The sequence below is a fragment of the Epilithonimonas sp. 33E genome, assembly GCF_059372615.1.
Genome location: NZ_CM182009.1, coordinates 1,892,183 through 1,912,689, shown reverse-complemented (window position 1 = coordinate 1,912,689; position 20,507 = coordinate 1,892,183). Strand labels below are relative to the sequence as shown.

Annotated in this window: 16 protein-coding genes; 5 read left to right on the top strand and 11 right to left on the bottom strand. The window is 35.8% G+C overall.

The window, feature by feature from the left end:
• Positions 1 to 2: 2 nt before the first annotated feature.
• The 3 genes from rsmG to AC5P2S_RS08780 all read left to right on the top strand — a co-directional run bounded on the left by rsmG (position 3) and on the right by AC5P2S_RS08780 (position 4,055).
• Positions 3 to 638 carry a 16S rRNA (guanine(527)-N(7))-methyltransferase RsmG gene (rsmG, locus tag AC5P2S_RS08790; protein ID WP_494554659.1) on the top strand — a complete coding sequence of 212 codons (636 nt, stop codon included), beginning with the start codon at positions 3 to 5 and terminating at the stop codon, positions 636 to 638.
• A 14-nt stretch (positions 639 to 652) separates the two neighbouring features.
• The gene (locus tag AC5P2S_RS08785; RefSeq protein WP_147366823.1) at positions 653 to 1,072 is read left to right on the top strand and encodes a hypothetical protein; all 420 of its coding nucleotides are present in this window, start codon (positions 653 to 655) and stop codon (positions 1,070 to 1,072) included.
• Between the two features lie 289 nt (positions 1,073 to 1,361).
• Positions 1,362 to 4,055 carry a PD-(D/E)XK nuclease family protein gene (locus tag AC5P2S_RS08780; protein WP_494554658.1) on the top strand — a complete coding sequence of 898 codons (2,694 nt, stop codon included), beginning with the start codon at positions 1,362 to 1,364 and terminating at the stop codon, positions 4,053 to 4,055.
• 102 nt (positions 4,056 to 4,157) lie between these two features.
• On the opposite strand, the gene AC5P2S_RS08775 is transcribed toward AC5P2S_RS08780, so the two are convergent.
• From AC5P2S_RS08775 to purB, 8 genes are all read right to left on the bottom strand, one after another.
• Entirely contained in the window at positions 4,158 to 4,808 is a 651-nt protein-coding gene (locus AC5P2S_RS08775; protein WP_494554657.1) for a peptidoglycan recognition protein family protein, read from the bottom strand.
• Positions 4,809 to 4,952: 144 nt separating this feature from the next.
• The gene (locus AC5P2S_RS08770) at positions 4,953 to 5,525 is read right to left on the bottom strand and encodes a DUF1287 domain-containing protein (protein WP_494554656.1); all 573 of its coding nucleotides are present in this window, start codon (positions 5,523 to 5,525) and stop codon (positions 4,953 to 4,955) included.
• Between the two features lie 127 nt (positions 5,526 to 5,652).
• Positions 5,653 to 6,834: an acyl-CoA dehydrogenase family protein gene (locus AC5P2S_RS08765; RefSeq protein ID WP_494557018.1), complete on the bottom strand. Its 1,182-nt coding sequence runs from the start codon at positions 6,832 to 6,834 to the stop codon at positions 5,653 to 5,655.
• A 471-nt stretch (positions 6,835 to 7,305) separates the two neighbouring features.
• Positions 7,306 to 10,203 carry an AsmA family protein gene (locus AC5P2S_RS08760; RefSeq protein ID WP_494554655.1) on the bottom strand — a complete coding sequence of 966 codons (2,898 nt, stop codon included), beginning with the start codon at positions 10,201 to 10,203 and terminating at the stop codon, positions 7,306 to 7,308.
• Positions 10,204 to 10,305: 102 nt separating this feature from the next.
• Positions 10,306 to 10,923, bottom strand: coding sequence for an SGNH/GDSL hydrolase family protein (locus AC5P2S_RS08755; RefSeq protein ID WP_494554654.1), 618 nt, complete (start codon positions 10,921 to 10,923; stop codon positions 10,306 to 10,308).
• Between the two features lie 191 nt (positions 10,924 to 11,114).
• Positions 11,115 to 11,507 carry a barstar family protein gene (locus tag AC5P2S_RS08750; protein ID WP_494554653.1) on the bottom strand — a complete coding sequence of 131 codons (393 nt, stop codon included), beginning with the start codon at positions 11,505 to 11,507 and terminating at the stop codon, positions 11,115 to 11,117.
• On the bottom strand, positions 11,485 to 15,180 hold the full coding sequence (locus AC5P2S_RS08745) for a phosphoribosylformylglycinamidine synthase (protein WP_494554652.1): 3,696 nt from the start codon (positions 15,178 to 15,180) through the stop codon (positions 11,485 to 11,487). The genes AC5P2S_RS08750 and AC5P2S_RS08745 overlap by 23 nt, the downstream gene beginning before the upstream one ends.
• 138 nt (positions 15,181 to 15,318) lie before the next feature.
• The gene (purB, locus tag AC5P2S_RS08740; protein WP_494556992.1) at positions 15,319 to 16,746 is read right to left on the bottom strand and encodes an adenylosuccinate lyase; all 1,428 of its coding nucleotides are present in this window, start codon (positions 16,744 to 16,746) and stop codon (positions 15,319 to 15,321) included.
• A gap of 157 nt (positions 16,747 to 16,903) precedes the next feature.
• Here purB and apaG point away from each other — a divergent pair, with 157 nt between their 5' ends.
• Entirely contained in the window at positions 16,904 to 17,287 is a 384-nt protein-coding gene (gene apaG / locus AC5P2S_RS08735; protein WP_283415375.1) for a Co2+/Mg2+ efflux facilitator ApaG/CorD, read from the top strand.
• Positions 17,288 to 17,421: 134 nt separating this feature from the next.
• Here apaG and AC5P2S_RS08730 read toward each other — a convergent pair whose 3' ends face one another.
• Genes AC5P2S_RS08730 through AC5P2S_RS08720 form a run of 3 tightly spaced genes read right to left on the bottom strand, consistent with a single transcriptional unit; the run spans position 17,422 to position 19,834 of the window.
• Positions 17,422 to 17,976: a 3'-5' exonuclease gene (locus tag AC5P2S_RS08730; RefSeq protein WP_494556991.1), complete on the bottom strand. Its 555-nt coding sequence runs from the start codon at positions 17,974 to 17,976 to the stop codon at positions 17,422 to 17,424.
• A gap of 4 nt (positions 17,977 to 17,980) precedes the next feature.
• Entirely contained in the window at positions 17,981 to 18,955 is a 975-nt protein-coding gene (locus AC5P2S_RS08725) for a glycosyltransferase family 2 protein (RefSeq protein ID WP_494556990.1), read from the bottom strand.
• Positions 18,956 to 19,834, bottom strand: coding sequence for a lysophospholipid acyltransferase family protein (locus tag AC5P2S_RS08720; RefSeq protein ID WP_494556989.1), 879 nt, complete (start codon positions 19,832 to 19,834; stop codon positions 18,956 to 18,958).
• 88 nt (positions 19,835 to 19,922) lie between these two features.
• Between AC5P2S_RS08720 and AC5P2S_RS08715 the strand changes: the two genes are divergently transcribed.
• Positions 19,923 to 20,471 (top strand): thioredoxin family protein, encoded by a 549-nt coding sequence (locus AC5P2S_RS08715; RefSeq protein WP_283415371.1) that lies wholly within the window; start codon positions 19,923 to 19,925, stop codon positions 20,469 to 20,471.
• Positions 20,472 to 20,507: the final 36 nt, after the last annotated feature.

The following is a 20,507-nucleotide window of genomic DNA, read 5'->3' as shown; positions in this document are numbered from 1 at the left end:
TTATGTCTTTAGATTTAATTTTAAAATATTTCCCCGATATTACCAGCGAGCAAAAAAATCAATTTGCCGAACTCGAAACCTTGTACAAAAACTGGAATGAAAAAATTAATGTGATTTCCAGAAAAGACACAGATAGTCTCTATGAGAAACATATTCTACATTCTTTAGGAATTGCGAAAGTGATGGAGTTTGCAGATGGGACTAAGGTTTTGGATATCGGAACCGGTGGCGGATTTCCCGGGATTCCTTTGGCTATTCTCTTTCCTAATGTCCATTTCACGCTGGTGGACAGCATCGGAAAAAAAATAACTGTTGTAAAAGGAGTTGCCGAGAGTCTTGGCCTGAAAAATGTTGCAGCTCATCATATGAGAGCTGAACAGCTGAAAGAGAAATTTCATTTCGTGGTCAGCAGAGCGGTAACCCAAATGCCGGTTTTCTTAACGTGGCTGAGAGGAAAATTTGAAAAAGAACAAATCAATCCTAAGCACAATGGCGTCCTTTATTTGAAAGGTGGTGATCTCGCGGAAGAGCTTGCAGGATTGAAATGCGAGATTTTCAATTTGAAAAATTATTTCGAAGGCGAATTTTTTGATACGAAAAAAGTAGTTTACCTGTCAAAAGGTCATTTTAATAACTAAAATAAGAAACGATTATGAAGAATGTATTTATTTTATCAGTATTAGCCGTATTTTCAACAATGCTGATGTCTTGCCACGACAACGATGATTATTCGGAAATCACCAACGTTTATGCAACCAAGGTGGACAGCGTTCACATCCCGATGGATACAATGGCGCTGGGCGTTACGCAGGAGATGAAGTTATATTCCACATTTACCAGAACCTGCGAAGGAATCTATAGCTACGATTATCAGTACACCAACGACTCTGTAAGAACAGTTGCCAATTTCGCTTACAAAACCAATGATGTTTGTGGCAGCGGAACCTATGTTGATGGAAGTAGGGTTAACTTCAAACCGACAAAAACAGGAACTTACACATTCAAATTCTGGACAGGAAAAGACACCAGTGGAGCTAACACTTTCTTGGAAAGAAAAGTAGTTGTTGAATAGATTTTAAGGAGCTTAATCCCGCTTTCCACTATATCTTTTTTGTCATTGCGAACGAAGTGAAGCAATCTGTTGAACCATTCAACCATCGCAATAACAAAAAAGGATGCCGTTACAATCGGGGCTAAGTTTGTCATTGCATAGGAATTCAAGTCCTTTGATGAGTTTACGTCTTTGCGAACTTAAAAACGATTAGTAGTTAAAATACTTTTGCGGACTTTGCGTTTAAAATATACTTCAAATCAGCAAAAAAATAATTAAATTGAGCCTTTAAGTTTTTAAAGGCTTTTTTATGCAGTTTCTTCAGAAGATCATTTCAGAATTATTAGAAAATCATCACGACATTTCCGAGCTCGATATTGTTCTTCCTGGAAAAAGACCAATGGTTTTCATCAAAAGAATCCTGAAAGAAAAGCATTACCAAGGACTATTATCCAACTTCGTCACTATAGATGAACTCATCGCAGAATTATCAGAAAATGTAGAAATCAAAGGCATTGCGCTTTGGCTATTCGCATTTCGTATTTATAATAAAATTGATGCTTCCGAAGATTTTTCCGGGTTTCTGAAATGGTTTCCGACTTTGCAGAAAGATTGGGACGATATGATGAAGTTTTCAGACGACGACCAGAAAATCCTGCTTTGGATGTTGGACGAAGAACGCATCAAAAACTGGGGAGAAAATCTCGGCGAAGATGACAATCCAAGAAAAAGAAACCTTAATTTCTGGCGAAAAATGAACGAGTTTCTCCCACTTCTGAAATCAGAATTGAAAAAAGAAAATCTCGCCACTTCCGGAATGTTATATCAAGATGCTTTTTCCGGAATTGAAAATTTTGCCAAACAAACCAATCGGCAGTTTGTTTTTTGTGGATTTAATGCGTTGTCAAGAGTGGAAGAGCAATTGGTAAGACAGCTTTTGCAATGGAACAAAGCGGAAACTTATTTCCAAGCCGACAAATATTATATTGACGACGAAAGACAGGAATCCGGAAAGTTCCTGCGAGAAACGTTGAAGTGGAAAGAATTCAATGACAATAGAAATTTCAAATGGATTGAAAATCAATTTTCACAACCAAAAAATATCAAAACTTACGAAGTTTCGGGAAATATTGTCCAAGCCAAATTTCTTCCCGAAATTCTGAAAAAAATTCCAAAAAACGAATTATCAGAAACAGCTTTGGTCCTATTGGATGAAAATCTTTTGCCAGCCGTTTTAGATAGCTTAAATACCGTTGAAAGTGTGAATATCACAATGGGGTTTCCATTAAAGAATCTATCCTTCAGTAATGCAATTAAAAAGCTATTTTATCTTCAGAAGCAACAGGAAAAAAAATCCTCAAGCTATTATTATGCAGATGTTTTACCAATTTTGGAAGAATTGCCAAACGATGAAAAAGATTCTGAAATTATCCGAAATTTTATCTTCGCAATAGAAGAAAGAAACATCGTTTATATTTCTAAAACTTTGTTGCAGGAATTGCTTGGAAACCTCAGTTATTTTCAACTTTTACAAAAACCGGAAAACTCTCAGCAATTTTTAGATTTATTAATTAAATTCTGTTACGAGCTCAAATTCAAAGAACTGGATGATATTCAGTATGAGAATATTGCGCTTTTTGAGAATGTTTTCAAAATCATCAAAAATCAATTATTACCTTATCGGATTGATGTCAAAATAGAAACGCTGGAAGTGCTTATCAATCAATTAGTCAATTCAGAAAGTATTGATTTTGTAGGAGAACCTTTGGCAGGATTTCAGATTATGGGGCTTTTGGAAACGCGTCTTTTGAATTTTAAAAATATCATTCTGTTATCCGTAAACGAAGGAAAACTACCTTTAGGGAATACTCAGAATACTTACATTCCGTTTGATGTCCGTAAGAATTTTGGACTGAACACTTTTTTAGAAAATGACAGTATTTATGCTTATCACTTTTACCGATTGATTCAGAATTCGGAAAATGTTCATTTGCTTTATAATGCATTGAGTTCCGGTGTTAATACAGGCGAAAAAAGCCGTTTTATCACCCAATTGGAAATGGAAAGTCCGCACAATATCGAACATATTATTATCGAAAATTCCTCGGAACCAATTGCCCAGGAACTCATGAAAATTGAGAAGAATGAAGAAGTAATGCGACTTTTGAACGAATGGAAAAACAGTGTTTCACCATCACATCTTGTGACCTATCTTTATAACCCGATTGATTTCTATCTTAATAATCTTCTCAAAACCAGAGAAACCAACGAAATTGAAGAAGAATTATCCCAAAGAAATTATGGAAACCTGGTTCATTATGCTTTGCAGTTTTTGCACGAACCAATAAAGAATAAATTATTATCAGTTAATGATTTAGAAAGTTTACTTCAACAAACAGATTCAGCGATTGACTTTGCGATTGAGAAGCTCAAACATCAGCAGGAATTTTATGAACGGGGAATGAATTACATCCACAAAGAAATTGCTAAAAGGGTAGTGCGCAATATTGTAGAATATGATTTGGAGTTGGTGAAAAATGGCTCTGCGTTGGAGATTCTGGATTTGGAGAAAGAAATCAACTGTGATTTTTACCTTGATGAAAATCGAACTGACAAAATCAGTTTCTACGGTTTTATCGACAGAATCGATAGATTGGACGGAATTACAAGAGTGATTGATTATAAAACGGCAAAACCGAAAAATTTAACAATTAATCTTGGTAAAAACAAAGAAGAAAAACTGCCGGAATTATTTTTCCGGGACGATTACAAGCAGGCTTTGCAGCTTTCGATTTATAAATATTGTACCAGGAACGTTTTGAACATCAATCCTGATAATATCGAAACGGCAATCTGGTCTTTTGCAGAAGTCAGTAATGGCCCACAAAAACTAAACTTCATTGAGATTGAAGATTCGGAAGTGGAGGATTCTATCAGGAACTTAATTTTTGAAATTCTTAATCCTGAAATTCCATTTGAGGAAAAAGAGAAGGTGAGTTGGTAATTTATTATTAATAAACATAATGTTTGTCATTCCGTAGGAATCTCTACAGCTAAGTTTAGATTCCTACGGAATGACAATATTGAGATTAGTTTTAGAATCATATTAAGGTTGGCTTTTCAGTTTCAAATCAGTTAATTTTGCTCTTACTTTTTTCATAAAATCAGAACCCGGATCTTCTTTCCCTGTAAAATATTTAGAATCCGTTTCTTTCCAAAGTTTAGAATTCCTAAAAACACCATATTCCGAATGCCCGATGAGATATTCAATCGGATATTTTTTTGCAAGATATTTGACTAATTCTGTATTGGCTTCAACTTGCTTATCGGTCAAAGGTTGAGATTTACTTCCGATATTTTCTATACCGATGGCGCAATAATTCAATCCAATCGTATGTCTTGCAAACAATTCCGGGTCAACCAATTGATAAACCGTTCCGTCTCTGTCAACCAGAAAATGAGCAGAAACATTGAGAGAGCTTTGTTTCTTAAGCGTTGCTCTTTGATTCTCCAGATATAAATTGTTGAAATATCTGAAATTGGACTCAATCGTTCCACCAGCGGTGTAATGAAGGACAATGATATTCGGGGTGATATTCGGGGTTTTCTGGATTAAATTGTGATGGTCTTTCATATAATCCAGACTCAGCTTCATTCTTTCTTTAGAATAATCAATCGGTTTCTGAATGATTTTAAGGTTTTGAGCCTGGAATAGAAAGCAAAAACTCAGAAATAAAAGTTGGAAAATCCTTTTCATTATAAATATTTATAAACCACAAAAGTCACAAAAGTTTTTTAGATTAACAAAAAGATAAAATAAGTACCGGTTATAAACTCTTTTTTGTTCTTTTTAATATCCATAATAGTAATGTCTTTTGTGACTTTTGTGGTTCAATATCTTCTACTTAGAATATTGATAATGCCCCGTAATCGTCCAATCAAAAAGACAATCCTGTAAAACCTGCCCAGCTCCGATATTATGAGAAATCAAATATCGTTTGCCATCTGCTGATTTTTTATTGACAACAATTCCGATATGTGTCAGATTTTTAGGCAAATCCCAAGTTACAATATCGCCGGGAACATAATCCTTCGCATCATTTGTAATAGGCTTTACTTTCCCAAATCTCGAAAAGAAAACCATCAGATTTGGGACACGCCGATGATCGATATTAGTATCTGTTTTCTTCAATCCCCATTTCTTTGGATATTTGGAGAAATTCTTTGCCATATCTTCGTGGACTTCCTTCTGCAAATCGATTCCCAATTCTCTGTAAGCTCTGATGAGCACATCTGTACAAACACCTTTCCCTGCAGGCACATCGCCATTCGGATATTTTATATTAAAATAAGCAGGGTCATAAACGACTTTGTCTTTAGTCAGATTAATAGCAGCATTGGAGAGTTTGGTTTGAAAATTTTGTCCAAAAATAGTGGTCGAAACAAAGATTAGAATGACGAAGTAGTTTTTCATATGAAGTTTTTTGAAACCACAAAAGTCACAAAAGCAAGAATAAATCTTATGTGGCTTATATCTGAACGAAAAAACCTGCGAAAATATTCCGCAGGTTTTGTTAAAAATATATAAGATTGATTTGGTCTTATCCAAAGGCATTGATGCCGGTAATATCCATCCCTGTAATCAAAAGATGAATATCGTGTGTTCCTTCGTAAGTAATAACCGATTCCAGGTTCGCAGCGTGGCGCATCATCGGGAATTCTCCCATTATTCCCATTCCGCCCAACATTTGACGGGATTCTCTGGCAATATCAATCGCCATCTTTACATTATTTCTTTTCGCCATTGATATTTGTGCAGGCGATGCTTTATGCGCATTTTTAAGATTTCCTAACTGTAGGCAAAGCAATTGTGCTTTGGTAATTTCCGTCAAAAATTCAGCTAATTTCTTTTGCTGAAGTTGGAAAGAAGCAATCGGTTTTCCGAATTGTTTTCTTTCTTTAGTATATTGAACAGCCGTGCAATAACAGTCAATTGCGGCTCCAATTACACCCCAGGAAATCCCATATCTCGCTGAATTAAGGCAAGACAATGGTCCTTTCAATCCTTCAATATTAGGAAGTAGATTTTCTTTAGGAACTTTCACATTGTTGAAAACCAATTCTCCGGTTTTTGATGCTCTAAGACTCCATTTGTTATGAGTAGTAGGTGTAGTAAAACCCTCCATTCCTCGTTCTACAATCAGTCCGCGTACTTTTCCGTCTTCGCCTTTTGCCCACACTACAGCGATGTCTGCAACAGGAGCGTTGGTGATCCACATTTTGGCACCATTCAAAAGATAATGATCGCCCTGGTCTGTGAATTTGGATTCCATGGAAGAAGGGTCGGAACCGTGGTTAGGCTCTGTCAAACCGAAACATCCGATCATATCGCCTGAAGCCAGCTTCGGAAGGTATTTTCTTTTTTGCTCCTCAGAACCATATTCGAAAATAGGAAACATTACTAAAGAAGACTGAACAGAAGCCGCCGAGCGAACCGCCGAATCGCCTCTTTCCAGTTCCTGCATTATCAATCCATAAGAGATTTGGTCCAATCCCGGACCGCCGTATTCTTCAGGAATGTACGGTCCTAATGCACCGATATTTCCCAATTCTTTCATTAATCCCGGGATATCAGTATGATTTTGTGCTGCTTCATCAATCTGTGGCATTACAAAACTTTCCACCCAACTTCTTACAGAATCGCGGATAAGCTTGTGTTCTTCGGACAAAAGAGCGTCTATTGAATAGTAATCTGGTATGCTTGTTAAAGGGTAATATGACATTATTTTTGTTTTGCCTAAAAATAAAGCTTTTCCTGAATTACCAAAATAGATTGTTAACAAATAATTCATTTTCTGAAAAACGTCATAATTGTGCCGCAATCCGTTTTAAGACCTGCACAACTTTGGCTGAGCTTATAAAACTAAAGTTTTGTAACCAATCGACTTTTACTTTGATTTGAAAACCCTCGTTTTGTAACAAAAGTAAAAGTCATTTTGTTTCATATGAATCGTAGGAGACTTCCGCCAATGTCATTTGGTTTGAAAACGGTCGTTTTGTAATGAATTGAGTTTTTATTTTAGATTGATGTTAGAATTATTTTTAATGCTGTTAATCAAATATTACAAATTCACGACATTTGCAGTTTATAATTTTATTAAGATATGAACATAGAAGAATTGACAATTCTTCAGAATGAAATTGTTAAAGAAATATTTTTAAAATAAAAAGCTCCAACCAATGAAGCTTTCATTTTATTTCTTCTTCAAATCTTTATCAATCTGCTTTTCTGCATTTTCGGCTTTCTTTTCCTGAGCGCGTTTTTCTTTTCGCTGTTGTACCCGGGATTTTTTCTCTGCACGTTTTTCTTCACGGATGACTTTGTTGGATTTGGTATTATACAAAGCTTCTACAATACCTTGTCCGGTTTTGCTGAAGATTTTGATTTTCGGTTTCTCATGCGTGCCGGTCACCACAATCGGGAATCCAATCCATCCGCCTGGCGGTAAACCAACTCTCACCCGGAAATCCAGCAAACCATTAAAACTCGTAGTTCCGCTAATTGTAGGCCGTAGAATAGAAACCTTGAAGGTAAACGGCTCAACATGAATCAGATTATTTTTGATATGGCTTTCGATATTTACGCCTTTCATATCTGGGTTATTGAATGCATTGGCTCCAATATTATCACCAATTGTTGACAGCATCTTCAGGTTTTTGACTTCTACATCTCTCAGATTGACATTTCCGCCACCTTCCAAAGAAGGATAGATTGGCTTCATATTGCTGTCAAAATCACCTTTCAATTTATAATCTAATGAGACAATTCCTTTTACATTTTTCGCTGCTGTCGCCATTTCACGCACCATGTCAATTTCATTATAAGCTCTTTGAACATCGAAGTTGTCAACCTTCAAAGCCACATCATAATTGGCAGTAATCGGAGATTCATTTTGGTATCTCGCATCGATATCCATTCGGCTTCCGATGATATCAAACGTTGTATTTTTAAGATAGACTTCACCTTTTGTAACCGAAGCCAAGCCTGCAAGGTTGTTCAATCCAAGTCCTTTGAACTCAACTTTTTTGGCATTAGCTTCCAAAGAAACATCCAGATTGGTCGGGACAATTACAACACCACTGCTTTTCGGGTGTTCCTCCTTCGCATAAGTTACTGCAAGGGATTTGTCTTTGTTGTCGCCTTCTTTCAGCGCCATAAATTCATCTACCAAAATATAATTGGATTTCAAATGAAATCGACCATGCAACGTTCCTTTTCTTTCTATGAAATAATTGATGGTATTAAGTAAATATCCGTTGAGTGAATAATCTGATTTCCCGTAATTACCATAGAATTTTCTGAACCACATTTTTTCATTTTCGAATTCGAAATTCCCTTCTTTGATATAGAATGATTTCGGAAGATATTCGGCTGTGGCTTTGATATTTTTTAAAATAAGATTACCTCTGTTGTCTAGCTTGCTGTATTGTCCGGTTGTTGCGTAACTTTGGCGACCATTCAGGGATAAATCTGCCATTATCAATCCACTGATATCCAAACCTTCTTTTTTGAACACTTTATAGATTCTGCCGACATTCAGGACTCCTTTTGCCCTTACTTTGTATAACAGGTCCTCAAAATCCTGCAAATCTGCATTCACAAAAACCGGATTGCCTTCAAAATCAAATTTGAAAGGGTCAAGTTTCACGCCCAGGCTTTTGAACGTTCCGTCTGTGTTATGAATATTTGCTAAAATATTGATGTTCTGAATTGGATTTGGATAATACTTCGTTTTCAGCCAACCATTTTTCAGGTTAAAATAACCTTTCGTTTTTGGAAATAATTTTTTATCCAGACTGAAAATTCCATTCGACTGAATATCCGTATTCATAAGACCTTTCAGTTCAATATCTTTTAATCCCAAAGCTGCATCCAGAGTTGCCAAATCAACCGCACCTTTGATGTTGGCATTGACTTTCATTTCGTTCAATCCCTGCGTTTTCACGACTGCCCGGAAGCTGTTGTTTTTACCTAAATCAAAACTCAAAGTTCTCAAATCGAGTAGGAGTTTCTCAGTATCCAGCGAAGGCAAATCAACATTCAGATCCATATTAAGATTGTTCATCGGAACCGGAGCATTACTATTGGAAACAAAACCATTGTTAACTTTTAAGCTCGCTTTTAAGTCAGGTTTCAGTTTTTTTGGTTCGCTGAATCGTCCCTTTAAACTGAAAAACAAATCGCTGTTTCCTTCAATTTTTGTGTCTTTTGCCCAATCCAGATATTGTGGAGGCAAAACCGAAATCATATCCCGAATGGTTGTTTTCTCCGATGCTGCATTAATATTAATATTATAACCGTCTCTAAGGATACTTAAAAATCCTGTGAATTTCAAAGGTAGTTCATTGATTCTCAATTCATTTTTTCTTAGCACAAACGTCAATGCATTGGTATTAATTCTTGTAATCAAATCTGCGTGTAAAGTTTTCTGCTGTGCATACCAGATTCGATTTAAGGCAAAATCAACTTTATCAATATCCAAATCGGTCTCCAAATCGAAAATATCTTCGCTTAATCCACCTTTTCCTGTATAATTAAGGCCTTTTGCATTAACCAGAATATTAGCCGCGTGATCATTGTATTTGATATTCCAGTTTTTCAGTTTGATTAAATCCAATTTAATAGAAGCTCCGGCTCCGGTTGTATCTTTTGGTTTTTCTGAAGGTTTGGAAATGTAAACGTTATAGTTGGCTTCACCTTTAGAATTGACAAAAACATTGGCTGTTGCATCATTCACATAGATCTCATCAATTTTAACCTCTCTATCAAAAATCAGATTTTTCAAATTGATTCCAACTGCAACTTCTTTGGCTGCGAGCAGAGTGTCTTGTTCAAAAGGTTTGGAGCCCTTCAATATAAAATCGTCCACGGAAACCGTGAGAGAAGGGAAGTGACGGAAAAAAGTAAGGTGTGTTTTCTTATAATCCAATTCGCCGGCCAGATGTTTATTCGCAAAGATCTTAACCTGTTGGGAAATGGTTCCCGGAAATAAAATCGGGATAATAAACATTAGAAATAGGATAGAAGCGATGGTGATTCCCAACCATTTTAATATTTTCAGCAATATAGTTTTTACATTAACCGCACTCATAAACTTGAATTTTTCGGAATAATTCAAAGATTGTGCTAAAAGTAAATCACAAAAAATCCTCTCTTAATTTTCAGAAAGGATTATATTCTATTATAAATTAGTTTAAAGATATTTTTCAATGATTGGAATAGCAATTTCTGCCATCATTCCGTAGCCTTTTTCATTAGGATGAACGCCGTCTTTGGAAAATAGAATCTCTTTGTCTTCTAAAAAAGCTGAATGAAAATCGATATAGTTTAGTGAGTTTTCAACAGCAATATCTTTCAGAATTTGGTTATAAATCAAAACATCTTCATTATTTCTAATTTTACCTGTTGGCTGAATTATCTTATCAACTTTATCAGAAAAAGGGAGAATACTCACCAAATAAATATTGCTGGAATATTGCTTTGCATGTTGAACAGCAACTTCAATATTCGCTTTGAATTGTTTTAGATTAACCAATTGATTTCCATCTTTAATGGCTAAATCATTAGCGCCGTAACTAATGAAAATTATGTTTCCCTCCGCGGAATTTCTTGCTTTCATTTCATGAGGAATTCTTTTAACCAGACCTTCCGTTGTTTCGCCACCGATTCCGAGGTTGAAAAGTATCAACTCATCACTTCCTTCATTATATTTTTGCAGCGCATATCTTTTCAGAATATCTACCCAGCCACCAAAAACACCATCGTATTCTCCATAAGTAATACTGTCTCCGAAGAATAATCCGTACATCATTTTTTTTATTTTTTTGAATGTTTATTAATTGAATTTTAGAAATGTATGGTTTTGAGATCCTTCGACTTCGCTAAGGATGACATCCCTAATACTAATTGTTTTTTACCTTTTTATTAAAAATCAAATTCATTTTACTAAGTTTAATTCGCCTTAACTTCTTAAATAAAATCTTAATGATTAAAAATAAAAAATCAATCCAAAATTAGCGTAATATTTTTATGCGATTCTATAATTTCAATTAAAATTTCAAATAAGGTTTGTCCGTTTCCGTCAATTAATTCATCCAGTTTTTGCTGAATTAATTTTACATTGAAAGGCTTTCCAATTCGAATTTTATTTTGATAGAATTCTTTTGTTGAATCAAAACCTAAATCTTCTATCGACTTTTGGGAATTTTTCCAGATTATGTCTGTATCTACACCATACAAAATATCATTAAACCCATCCAAAGTTCCAACTTTCCAATTCTCATCTTTCATAAAAAGTTGAGAAACTTCTTCGTAGAAACCTTCCATATTAGAAAAATGACTGCCATTGATGACAGTCATTTTCTTTTTATTGTTATTTGAAGTATTCAACTCCATTTTTAAATATGTTGTGATAATTCGCAGTTGGAATGTTTTTCATCAATCCTTCTGCAAAACGTTCCGGATGTCCCATTCTACCGAAGATCTTTCCGTCTGAGCTCGTGATTCCTTCAATTCCGAACAATGAATTATTTGGATTGAATGGCATTCCGTGAGCGATATTTCCTTCTAAATCTAAATATTGAGTAGCAATTTGTCCGTTTTCATACAACTTCTGAATTTCCGCTTCCGAAGCCATAAAACGACCTTCGCCGTGAGAAATAGGAATCGTGAACACCTGATCTTTCATTCCTTTCAACCAAGGTGATTCGTCATTCACCACTCTTACGTTTACCATCTGAGAAATGTGTCTTCTGATGGCATTATGAGCCAAAGTTGGAGAATTTTCATCCAGATCTTTTATTCTTCCGTAAGGTAATAGTCCTGATTTTACCAACGCCTGGAAACCGTTGCAGATTCCGATGATCATTCCGTCTCTGTCTAACAATTCGTGAACTGCATTTCTCATTTTCTCGTTTTTCAAAACGTTTACAATGAATTTTGCTGAACCATCCGGCTCGTCACCTGCTGAGAAACCTCCTGAGAAAGCCAGAATCTGAGACGTTTTGATTTCCTCAACCCACGCATCAATACTTTCATCCAATAACTGGTGATTGATATTGATTAAAGGCAGACTGCTGATCACAGCTCCTTCTTTTGCGAAAGCGTTCAACGTATCATACTCACAGTTTGTTCCCGGGAAAACCGGTGCGAATACTTTTGGCTGAGCGATTCCGTGTTTTTTGATGATGATGTTTCTTGGGTTGATCGAGTTTAATTTTTCGTCGATCTCAACTGTTATTTTTTCTTTTTCAATCGTTGGGAAAAGATTTTCAAAGGTATTTGTATTTGCAGCTAATAATTGGTTGATTGTTGTTGGTTTTTGGTTGATTGTTAAAAGTTCGTCTGCAACAACTTTTCCGATTAACTGAAGATTTACAGAGCTTAATTCTTCTTTAGATTCGATGATTAAGCTACCGATATTTTTCGCTAATAAAACAGATCCATCAACTGTAATTTCAGCACCTAATCTGTTTCCGAAGCTCATTTTTGCCAAAGCAACTGCAACTCCGCCTTCTTTTACCGTTTTCACAGAAACGATTTTTCCGGCTTTAATATTTTCGAAAATGAATTCATAAACAGTTTTTAAAGTATCATAGTTCGGAAGCCCGTTTTCCTGAGCGATATGATTGAAGAAATAAACTTTATTTCCTGCATTCTTAAATTCAGGGGAAATAATATTTTTCTTTTCTCCGTTTGCACAAGCGAAAGAAATCAACGTTGGCGGAACATTCAAATCCTGATACGTTCCACTCATTGAATCTTTGCCTCCGATTGCAGCCAAACCGAAATTGATCTGAGCATCGTAAGCTCCCAACAAAGAAGCCAAAGGTTTACCCCATTTTTCTGGGTTCTGACCTAATTTTTCAAAATATTCCTGGAAACTGAATCTGATATTTTTATAATCGCCACCCATTGCAACGATTTTCGCAACACTTTCTACCACCGCGTAAGAAGATCCTAACAAAGAATTCTGCTTAGAAATTTCTGCATCGAATCCCCAACTCGCCAAAGAAACCGTTTCGATATTTTTTGCTCCGATAATTGGCAACGTTTGTACGCTTCCTTCCATCAAAGTCTGCTGATATTTTCCACCTAAAGGCATCGCAACCGTAGTCGCACCAATCGATGAATCGAACATTTCCAGCAAACCTTTTTGAGAGGCAACATTTTTATCACTTAATATTTTTAAGAAATTCTCTTCATTGAATGTCGGAGTTCCTTCTTTTACTTCATTAAGGTGAGTAATTTTAACTTCCTGACTTTTTGAACAACCATTTGTATCTAAAAATGCTCTTGACAGGTCAACAATTTTATCACCTTTCCAGAACATCTGCATTCTTCCTGAATCCGTAACTTTTGCAACTTCAACAGCTACAATATTTTCAGCTTCACAGAACTTGATGAATTGTTCTTTATCTTTTGGTTCAACCACAACAGCCATTCTTTCCTGAGATTCGGAAATAGCTAATTCGGTTCCATTTAAACCTTCATATTTTAAAGGTAGAACATCAAGATTAACTTCCAAAGAATCGGCAATTTCACCGATGGCTACAGAAACACCTCCTGCACCGAAGTCATTCGATTTTTTAATCAGTCTCGTTACTTCTGGATTTCTGAATAATCTCTGGATTTTACGTTCTTCTACGGCATTTCCTTTCTGAACTTCAGAACTCATCGTATGGATAGAAGTTTCGTCCTGCTCTTTCGAACTCCCGCTCGCTCCACCGACACCGTCACGACCAGTTGCACCTCCTAAAATGATGATAGAATCACCAGCTTCAGGTTTTTCACGTCTTACCCAATCCACAGGAACGGCTCCGGCAACGAAACCAACTTCCATTCTCTTTGCTTTGTAGCCTTCATCGTAGATTTCAGAAACCATTGTTGTTGCTAAACCGATTTGGTTACCGTAAGAAGAATATCCGTTTGCAGCCTGCTTTGTGATCGTTTTTTGAGGCAATTTGCCCGGCAAAGTTTGGTCAACCGATTCCAGAACATCCGCAGCACCCGTTAATCTCATCGCCTGGAAAACGAAAGAACGTCCAGACAAAGGATCTCTGATTGCACCACCTAAACACGTTGAAGCACCACCAAAAGGCTCAATTTCTGTCGGGTGATTGTGCGTTTCGTTTTTGAATAATAAATACCACGGTTCTTTTTTACCATCGTATTCAGCTTCGATTTGGATGGTACATGCGTTGATTTCATCTGAAACCACCAAGTTCTCCAAATTACCTGTTTTATGGAAATATCTTCCACAAACTGTCGCCAAATCCATTAAAGAGATCGGTTTCAATTCGCGTCCTAAGAATTTTCTTTTCTCGATATAATCATTGAAAATAGTTTCTAATGTATGTTTAAACTGTCCTTCAAATTCAATATTTGACAATTCTGTTTCAAACGTTGTGTGACGACAGTGGTCGCTCCAGTACGTGTCTAAAACTTTAAGTTCAGTTTCCGTAGGATTTCTGTTTTCTGATTTGAAATATTCCTGAATGAATTTCAAGTCATCCAAACCTAACGCAAAACCGTGCTTATTAAAGAATTCTTCAAGCTGAGCATCATCAAAATTGATGAAGTTTTCGTGAACAATAACTTTTGATGGCGTTTCTTCCGCAGGAATGTCTAAAATTGACAAATCTTTTTCCTGAGATTCCACTTTATTAATAAGCAGATCTTTGATTTTCACCAAATCAGATTCAGAAGCCCCTTCAAATTCGATTAATTTACCGCTTCTTACCTTAGACTTCTCATTTCCAGTCAATAAAGCGATACACTGTTGAGCAGAATCTGCACGCTGATCGTATTGACCTGGCAAAAATTCTAAGGCGAAATGAATTCCCTGTGCAGGATTTTCCTCGATTAGAATATCAGTAACCGGATCCACGAAAGTGCTGTTCACTACTTTTTCAAATTCACCATCGTTTAATCCAAAAATATCGTAAACGTTATACACTTTTACGCTTTGAATGGACGGAACCACCGCTTTTACTTCATCAAAAATTTTTGGACTTTCCACATCGAAAATTCCTCTTTTTTCTACGAAAATTCTTTTGTTTTGAGACATTAGATGTCAGATATTTATTAGATTTATTTTTAATTTAAACTATCATTTCGACGTATAAAATCTACATAGAGATTCTTCACTTCGCTGTGCTTCGTTCAGAATGACAAACACAAAAAAATGCAGCCGAAGCTGCATAAATTATACTTTAAGATCAGCCTCTAATCCTATCAGATCTTTGTTGGCATCAATAATCGGCTGAACTTCATTGGCAATGAATTCCTCCGTCTGAATTGGTGCAAAACCGATGAAGTTTTTAGGATCAAGAACTTCTTTTAATTTTGATTTATCCAGTTTTAATGTATCGTCGTTCAGGATTCTTTCAATAAGGTCGTTTTCTTTACCTTCTACTTTCACCTGCTTAGAAGCTTCCATAGAATGAACCCTGATCACTTCGTGGATTTCCTGACGGTCACCACCAGCTTTTACTTCTTCCATGATGATATATTCTGTCGCCATGAAAGGAAGTTCTTCCATAATATGTTTGTTGATTCTGTTCGGATATACTACGATTCCGTTCATGATGTTGTTCCAGATCAATAGGATGGCATCAACTGCTAAAAATGCCTGAGGAATTGTTAATCTCTTGTTTGCAGAATCATCCAATGTCCTTTCAAACCATTGTGTTGAAGCCACCATCGCAGAACTTGTCGTTAAAGACATTACATATTTTGCCAAAGCTCCGATTCTTTCGCTTCTCATTGGATTACGCTTGTAAGCCATTGCCGATGAACCGATCTGGTTTTTCTCGAATGGCTCTTCAATTTCTTTAAGATTTTGAAGTAAACGTAAATCGTTTGTGAATTTATGTGCAGATTGCGCGATATTTCCTAATAAAGCCACCACTTTAGCATCGATTTTTCTGTCGTAAGTCTGCCCGGAAACTCCGAAAACTTTTTCGAAGCCGAATCTCTTCGACAATTCTTTATCTAAATGCTTTACTTTAGAATAATCACCGTTGAAAAGCTCCAAGAAACTTGCTGCAGTTCCTGTTGTTCCTTTTACTCCTCTAAATCTCAATGTTTCCAGGAAGAAATCAAGTTCTTCGATGTCAAGAACTAAACTTTGTAACCAAAGTGTTGCTCTTTTTCCAACTGTCGTTAATTGAGCAGGTTGGAAGTGTGTGAATCCTAAAGTCGGAAGATCTTTATATTGAATAGCAAAATCCGCTAAATTTTTCATCACGTTAACCAACTTTTTCTTTAAAATTAAAAGTCCGTCACGGATCTGAATTAAATCTGTATTATCTCCTACAAATGCCGAAGTTGCTCCCAAGTGAATAATTCCTTTTGCAGAAGGCGCCACATCGCCATAAGCGTGAACGTGAGCCATTACATCATGACGAAATTTTTTCTCATATTCCGCAGCTTTTTCGTAGTCAATGTTTTCTGCATTGGCTTTTAATTCGGCGATTTGCTCATCTGTAATGTCCAGACCAAGATCTTTTTCAATTTCAGCAAGGGCAATCCAAAGCTTTCTCCAGTTCTGGAATTTATTGTTGTGCGAGAAATTAAACAGCATTTCTTCACTGGAATAACGTTCTTCCAATGGGTTCTTGTAGGAATTCATTTCTTTTTTACTTTCTTTTTATTAGATTCACAAATTTAAGAAAATTAACCGATTGTATAAAATCTAATTAAATATTGAATTTTGGTTTAACCAAAGGCTTTTTTTCGAATCCAAAGTTCGGCGGGATATTTGTATTTCCAATTTTAAATCTAATAAAATGGTCTCAAAAATTACATCAGAAATCAAAGTCAGCGTAACGACAGAATATGATAACCATAACAGTTATCCTTCTGAAAATCGTTATGTTTTTCGTTATAATATTGAAATCCAAAACCTTAGTGAAAGACCTGTTAAATTACTTTCCAGAAAGTGGATAATTTATGATTTGGGATTCGGTTTTACCGAGGTTGAAGGTGCTGGTGTGATTGGTCTGACGCCTGTTATCGAAAGTGGTGAAAAATTCAGTTATTTTTCTAATGTAATCGTAAAATCAGGTGTTGGAAGCATGGACGGTTATTATACCTTCGAAGATGCCAGTCAGCAGAGTTTTGAAGTAGATATTCCTAAATTCAATCTTGTTTCTGAAGTTTTGAGTAATTGATCTTTGGATGATCCATGGTGAACAGAAACGAATGTCCAACCTTGCAAAGCGCAGCCCGACTTGAACGGAGCTCTTTTTGTTTTTAATAAAACAAAAAAGCGGGAGTGGAAGGCGGAAAAGCTGCCCAAATCATTCTATAAAATTTTAATTCTCTTGCCGAAAATATCTTTGATTTCATCGGTTCTTGTTATCATCAGCCTTTCAAAACCCAAAAGGGAAATCCTTGCACAGACTTCTGCATCAGCATCTGCCCGGTGATGATTGAATTTGATCTGATGTTGTTCCGCAAGACTTTTCAGACCATAACTTTTCAAGTCTTTCCATGCTTTTTTTGCAACACCAATACTGCATAAATAATTGAGATTTGGCTTGAAAAAACCGTAATGATCAAGACAACCTCGCAATACGCTTACATCGAAAGAAGCATTATGAGCAATCATAAGATTACCATACATCATATTTTCCACTTCATACCAAACATCACCAAAAGTAGGAGAGTGCTGCACATCTTCTGGCGTAATACCATGAACTGCAACATTATGATGATTAAAATAGGGAAAGGACGGCGGTTTTATAAGCCAGGATTTGGTTTCTTTAATCTGACCATTTTCTACAATGCAAACTCCCAGTTCACAAGCTGAGTTTTTTTCGTGTGTTGCAGTTTCAAAATCAAGAGCTACAAAATCCATCTTATTAATTTTTAGACCCCAAAAAATGCTTAAAGATCAACCATTTTGATTGATAATAAGGATCAATCTGCTGTTTTTGTCTTAGCCGAATTGATCCGGGAAGTTGCCAATAGAAACCAACATGCGATTTGAAAACAGCCCAAAGATGCTCCCATCCATTTTTATAAGCAAAATATAAACCTGCAATCCCATCTAATGACAATCTGAAAAACAGAATGAAAAATGCTTTTGAGGAAGGTAAGTTCTTGAGCATCATTGTCAGATTATTTCTGAAATTCAGGTAGGTTTTTTGCGGATTCTGTTTGTTAAGTGTTCCGCCACCAACGTGGTAAACCTTGGATTTTCCGGTATAATAGATTTTTTTCCCGTTATTCTTTAATCTCCAACAAAGATCGATCTCTTCCTGATGTGCAAAGAATCTCTCATCGAAACCATTCATATCCCAGTAATCTTTTGATCGAATAAACAATGAACAACCTGATGCCCAGAATATTTCGGTTTCATCGTCATATTGTCCATTGTCCAATTCTATATCATCAAAAATACGTCCTCTGCAATAGGGATAGCATAGATTGTCAATTAACCCGCCACCAGCTCCGGCAAATTCGAATTTGTTTCTTTGATAATAATCCAGGATTTTCGGCTGAATAGCAGCAATGTCCTTTTCTTTAGAAAATAAATTAAGAATAGGAGAGATCCAGTTTTCTGTAACCTCTACATCCGAATTCAGAAGACAATAAATATCCGCATTGATAGATTTCAATCCTTCGTTATAACCTGCTGCAAAACCTGAATTAGTTTTATTCTGAATAATTTTGACAGCAGGAAAATCAGATTTTAGAAATGAAATAGAATCATCGGTTGACGCATTGTCAATAACAAAAATCTCCGCATCCTGAGAATATTTTACAACAGAAGGCAAGAACTTTTCTAACCAATTTTTTCCATTCCAGTTGAGTATAGCAATTGCGACAGTCATCTATTCGTCATAATTTTTGATTGAATCTTTATATTTCCATCTTCTGTGTGACCAAAGCCAGTTGTCCGGTCTTTTCCTGATTGTATTTTCCAGTAGTTTATGAAATTTTTTTACAACTTCGTGCTCTACAAATTTTTCTCCATCGGGATAGATCCTGTGATAATTAACCTGATAAAAGCCTCTTTTTACCTTTTTCATTTCACAGAAGATAAACACCAAATCCATTCTTGTAGATAGTTTATCATATCCTACAAAAGCGGGTGTTTTCTGATTCAGAAAATTAAGTCCATAATTAACATGAGAAATATGAGGCGTTTGATCCGCAACAAACATATATGCGGAATTACCATCATTTGGCGCCCGGAAAATCTGTTTAATCACCTCATTGGCTTCAAGAGATTTATTATTAAATCTATTTCTGATGGTTTTAATTTTTTCTTCCCAGAATTTGCTGTTCATTTTTCTGTAAACCGGATGACAGTCTTTTTGTGGAATAAGAGTGGCTAAGGCATTGAACCATTCCCAGTTAAAAATATGACCTGATAACATGATTATATTTTTTCCTTCCGCCTTCGCCTGATGAAATACATCTTGATTAAGATGCTGCATTCTTACCCGAGATTCCGTTTCTGATATTGTAAAAGCCTTCAACATCTCGGCAAGGTAATCACAAAAATTAGAGAAGAATTTTTTTGAGATATCTTTGATCTCTTTATCCGACTTTTCAGGAAAAGCGTTTCTAAGATTCTCCAGAACAACTGCTTTTCGATAACCAATAATATAGTAATTAAGAAAAAACATTATATCTGAAAAGAAATATAATACCTTAAGCGGTAATCTGGAAATTAGTAATAATATGCTGAATAAAAATTGATTCAATGTATAATGAATATTGGCAAATATACTGAAAAATGGCTGGATTTTTGATTAACTTTGATGTTTAATTAAAATCTATTATCAATAATAAATGAGAAAATCTGTTAAGAGTCTGTTATTTTTGGGAGGAGTTTTGTTATTTTCTCTAACTAACGCTCAGACTAAGGAAAATACTTTGACCAAAGAGCAAATAGAAGCGAAGAAAAAAGCTGCAGCCGAAGAAAAAGCCAGATTACCTAAACCTTATCATCCGGAAGCCAACGCTGCGCTTGATATTCAGAATGCTGTAGCTAGTGCAAAAAAACAACACAAGAATGTAATAATACAAGCAGGAGGGAATTGGTGCATCTGGTGCCTGAGATTTAATAATTATGTACAACAAACGCCGGAACTTAAGCAAATTGTTGATAATAATTTTATCTACTATCATTTGAACTGGTCGCCGGAAAATAAGAATGAGAAAATCTTTACCGGTTATGGAAATCCTGGCGATAAATTTGGGTATCCTGTTTTTATCATTTTGGATGAAAACGGAAAACAAATCCACACACAGGACAGCTCAGTTTTGGAAGAGGGGAACGGTTACAGCTTAGAAAAAGTAAAAGAATTTTTTAATACTTGGAAGGCTAAGGCATCTTAAGATATTGCTTACAAAAAAAACCACTTCAAATGAGGT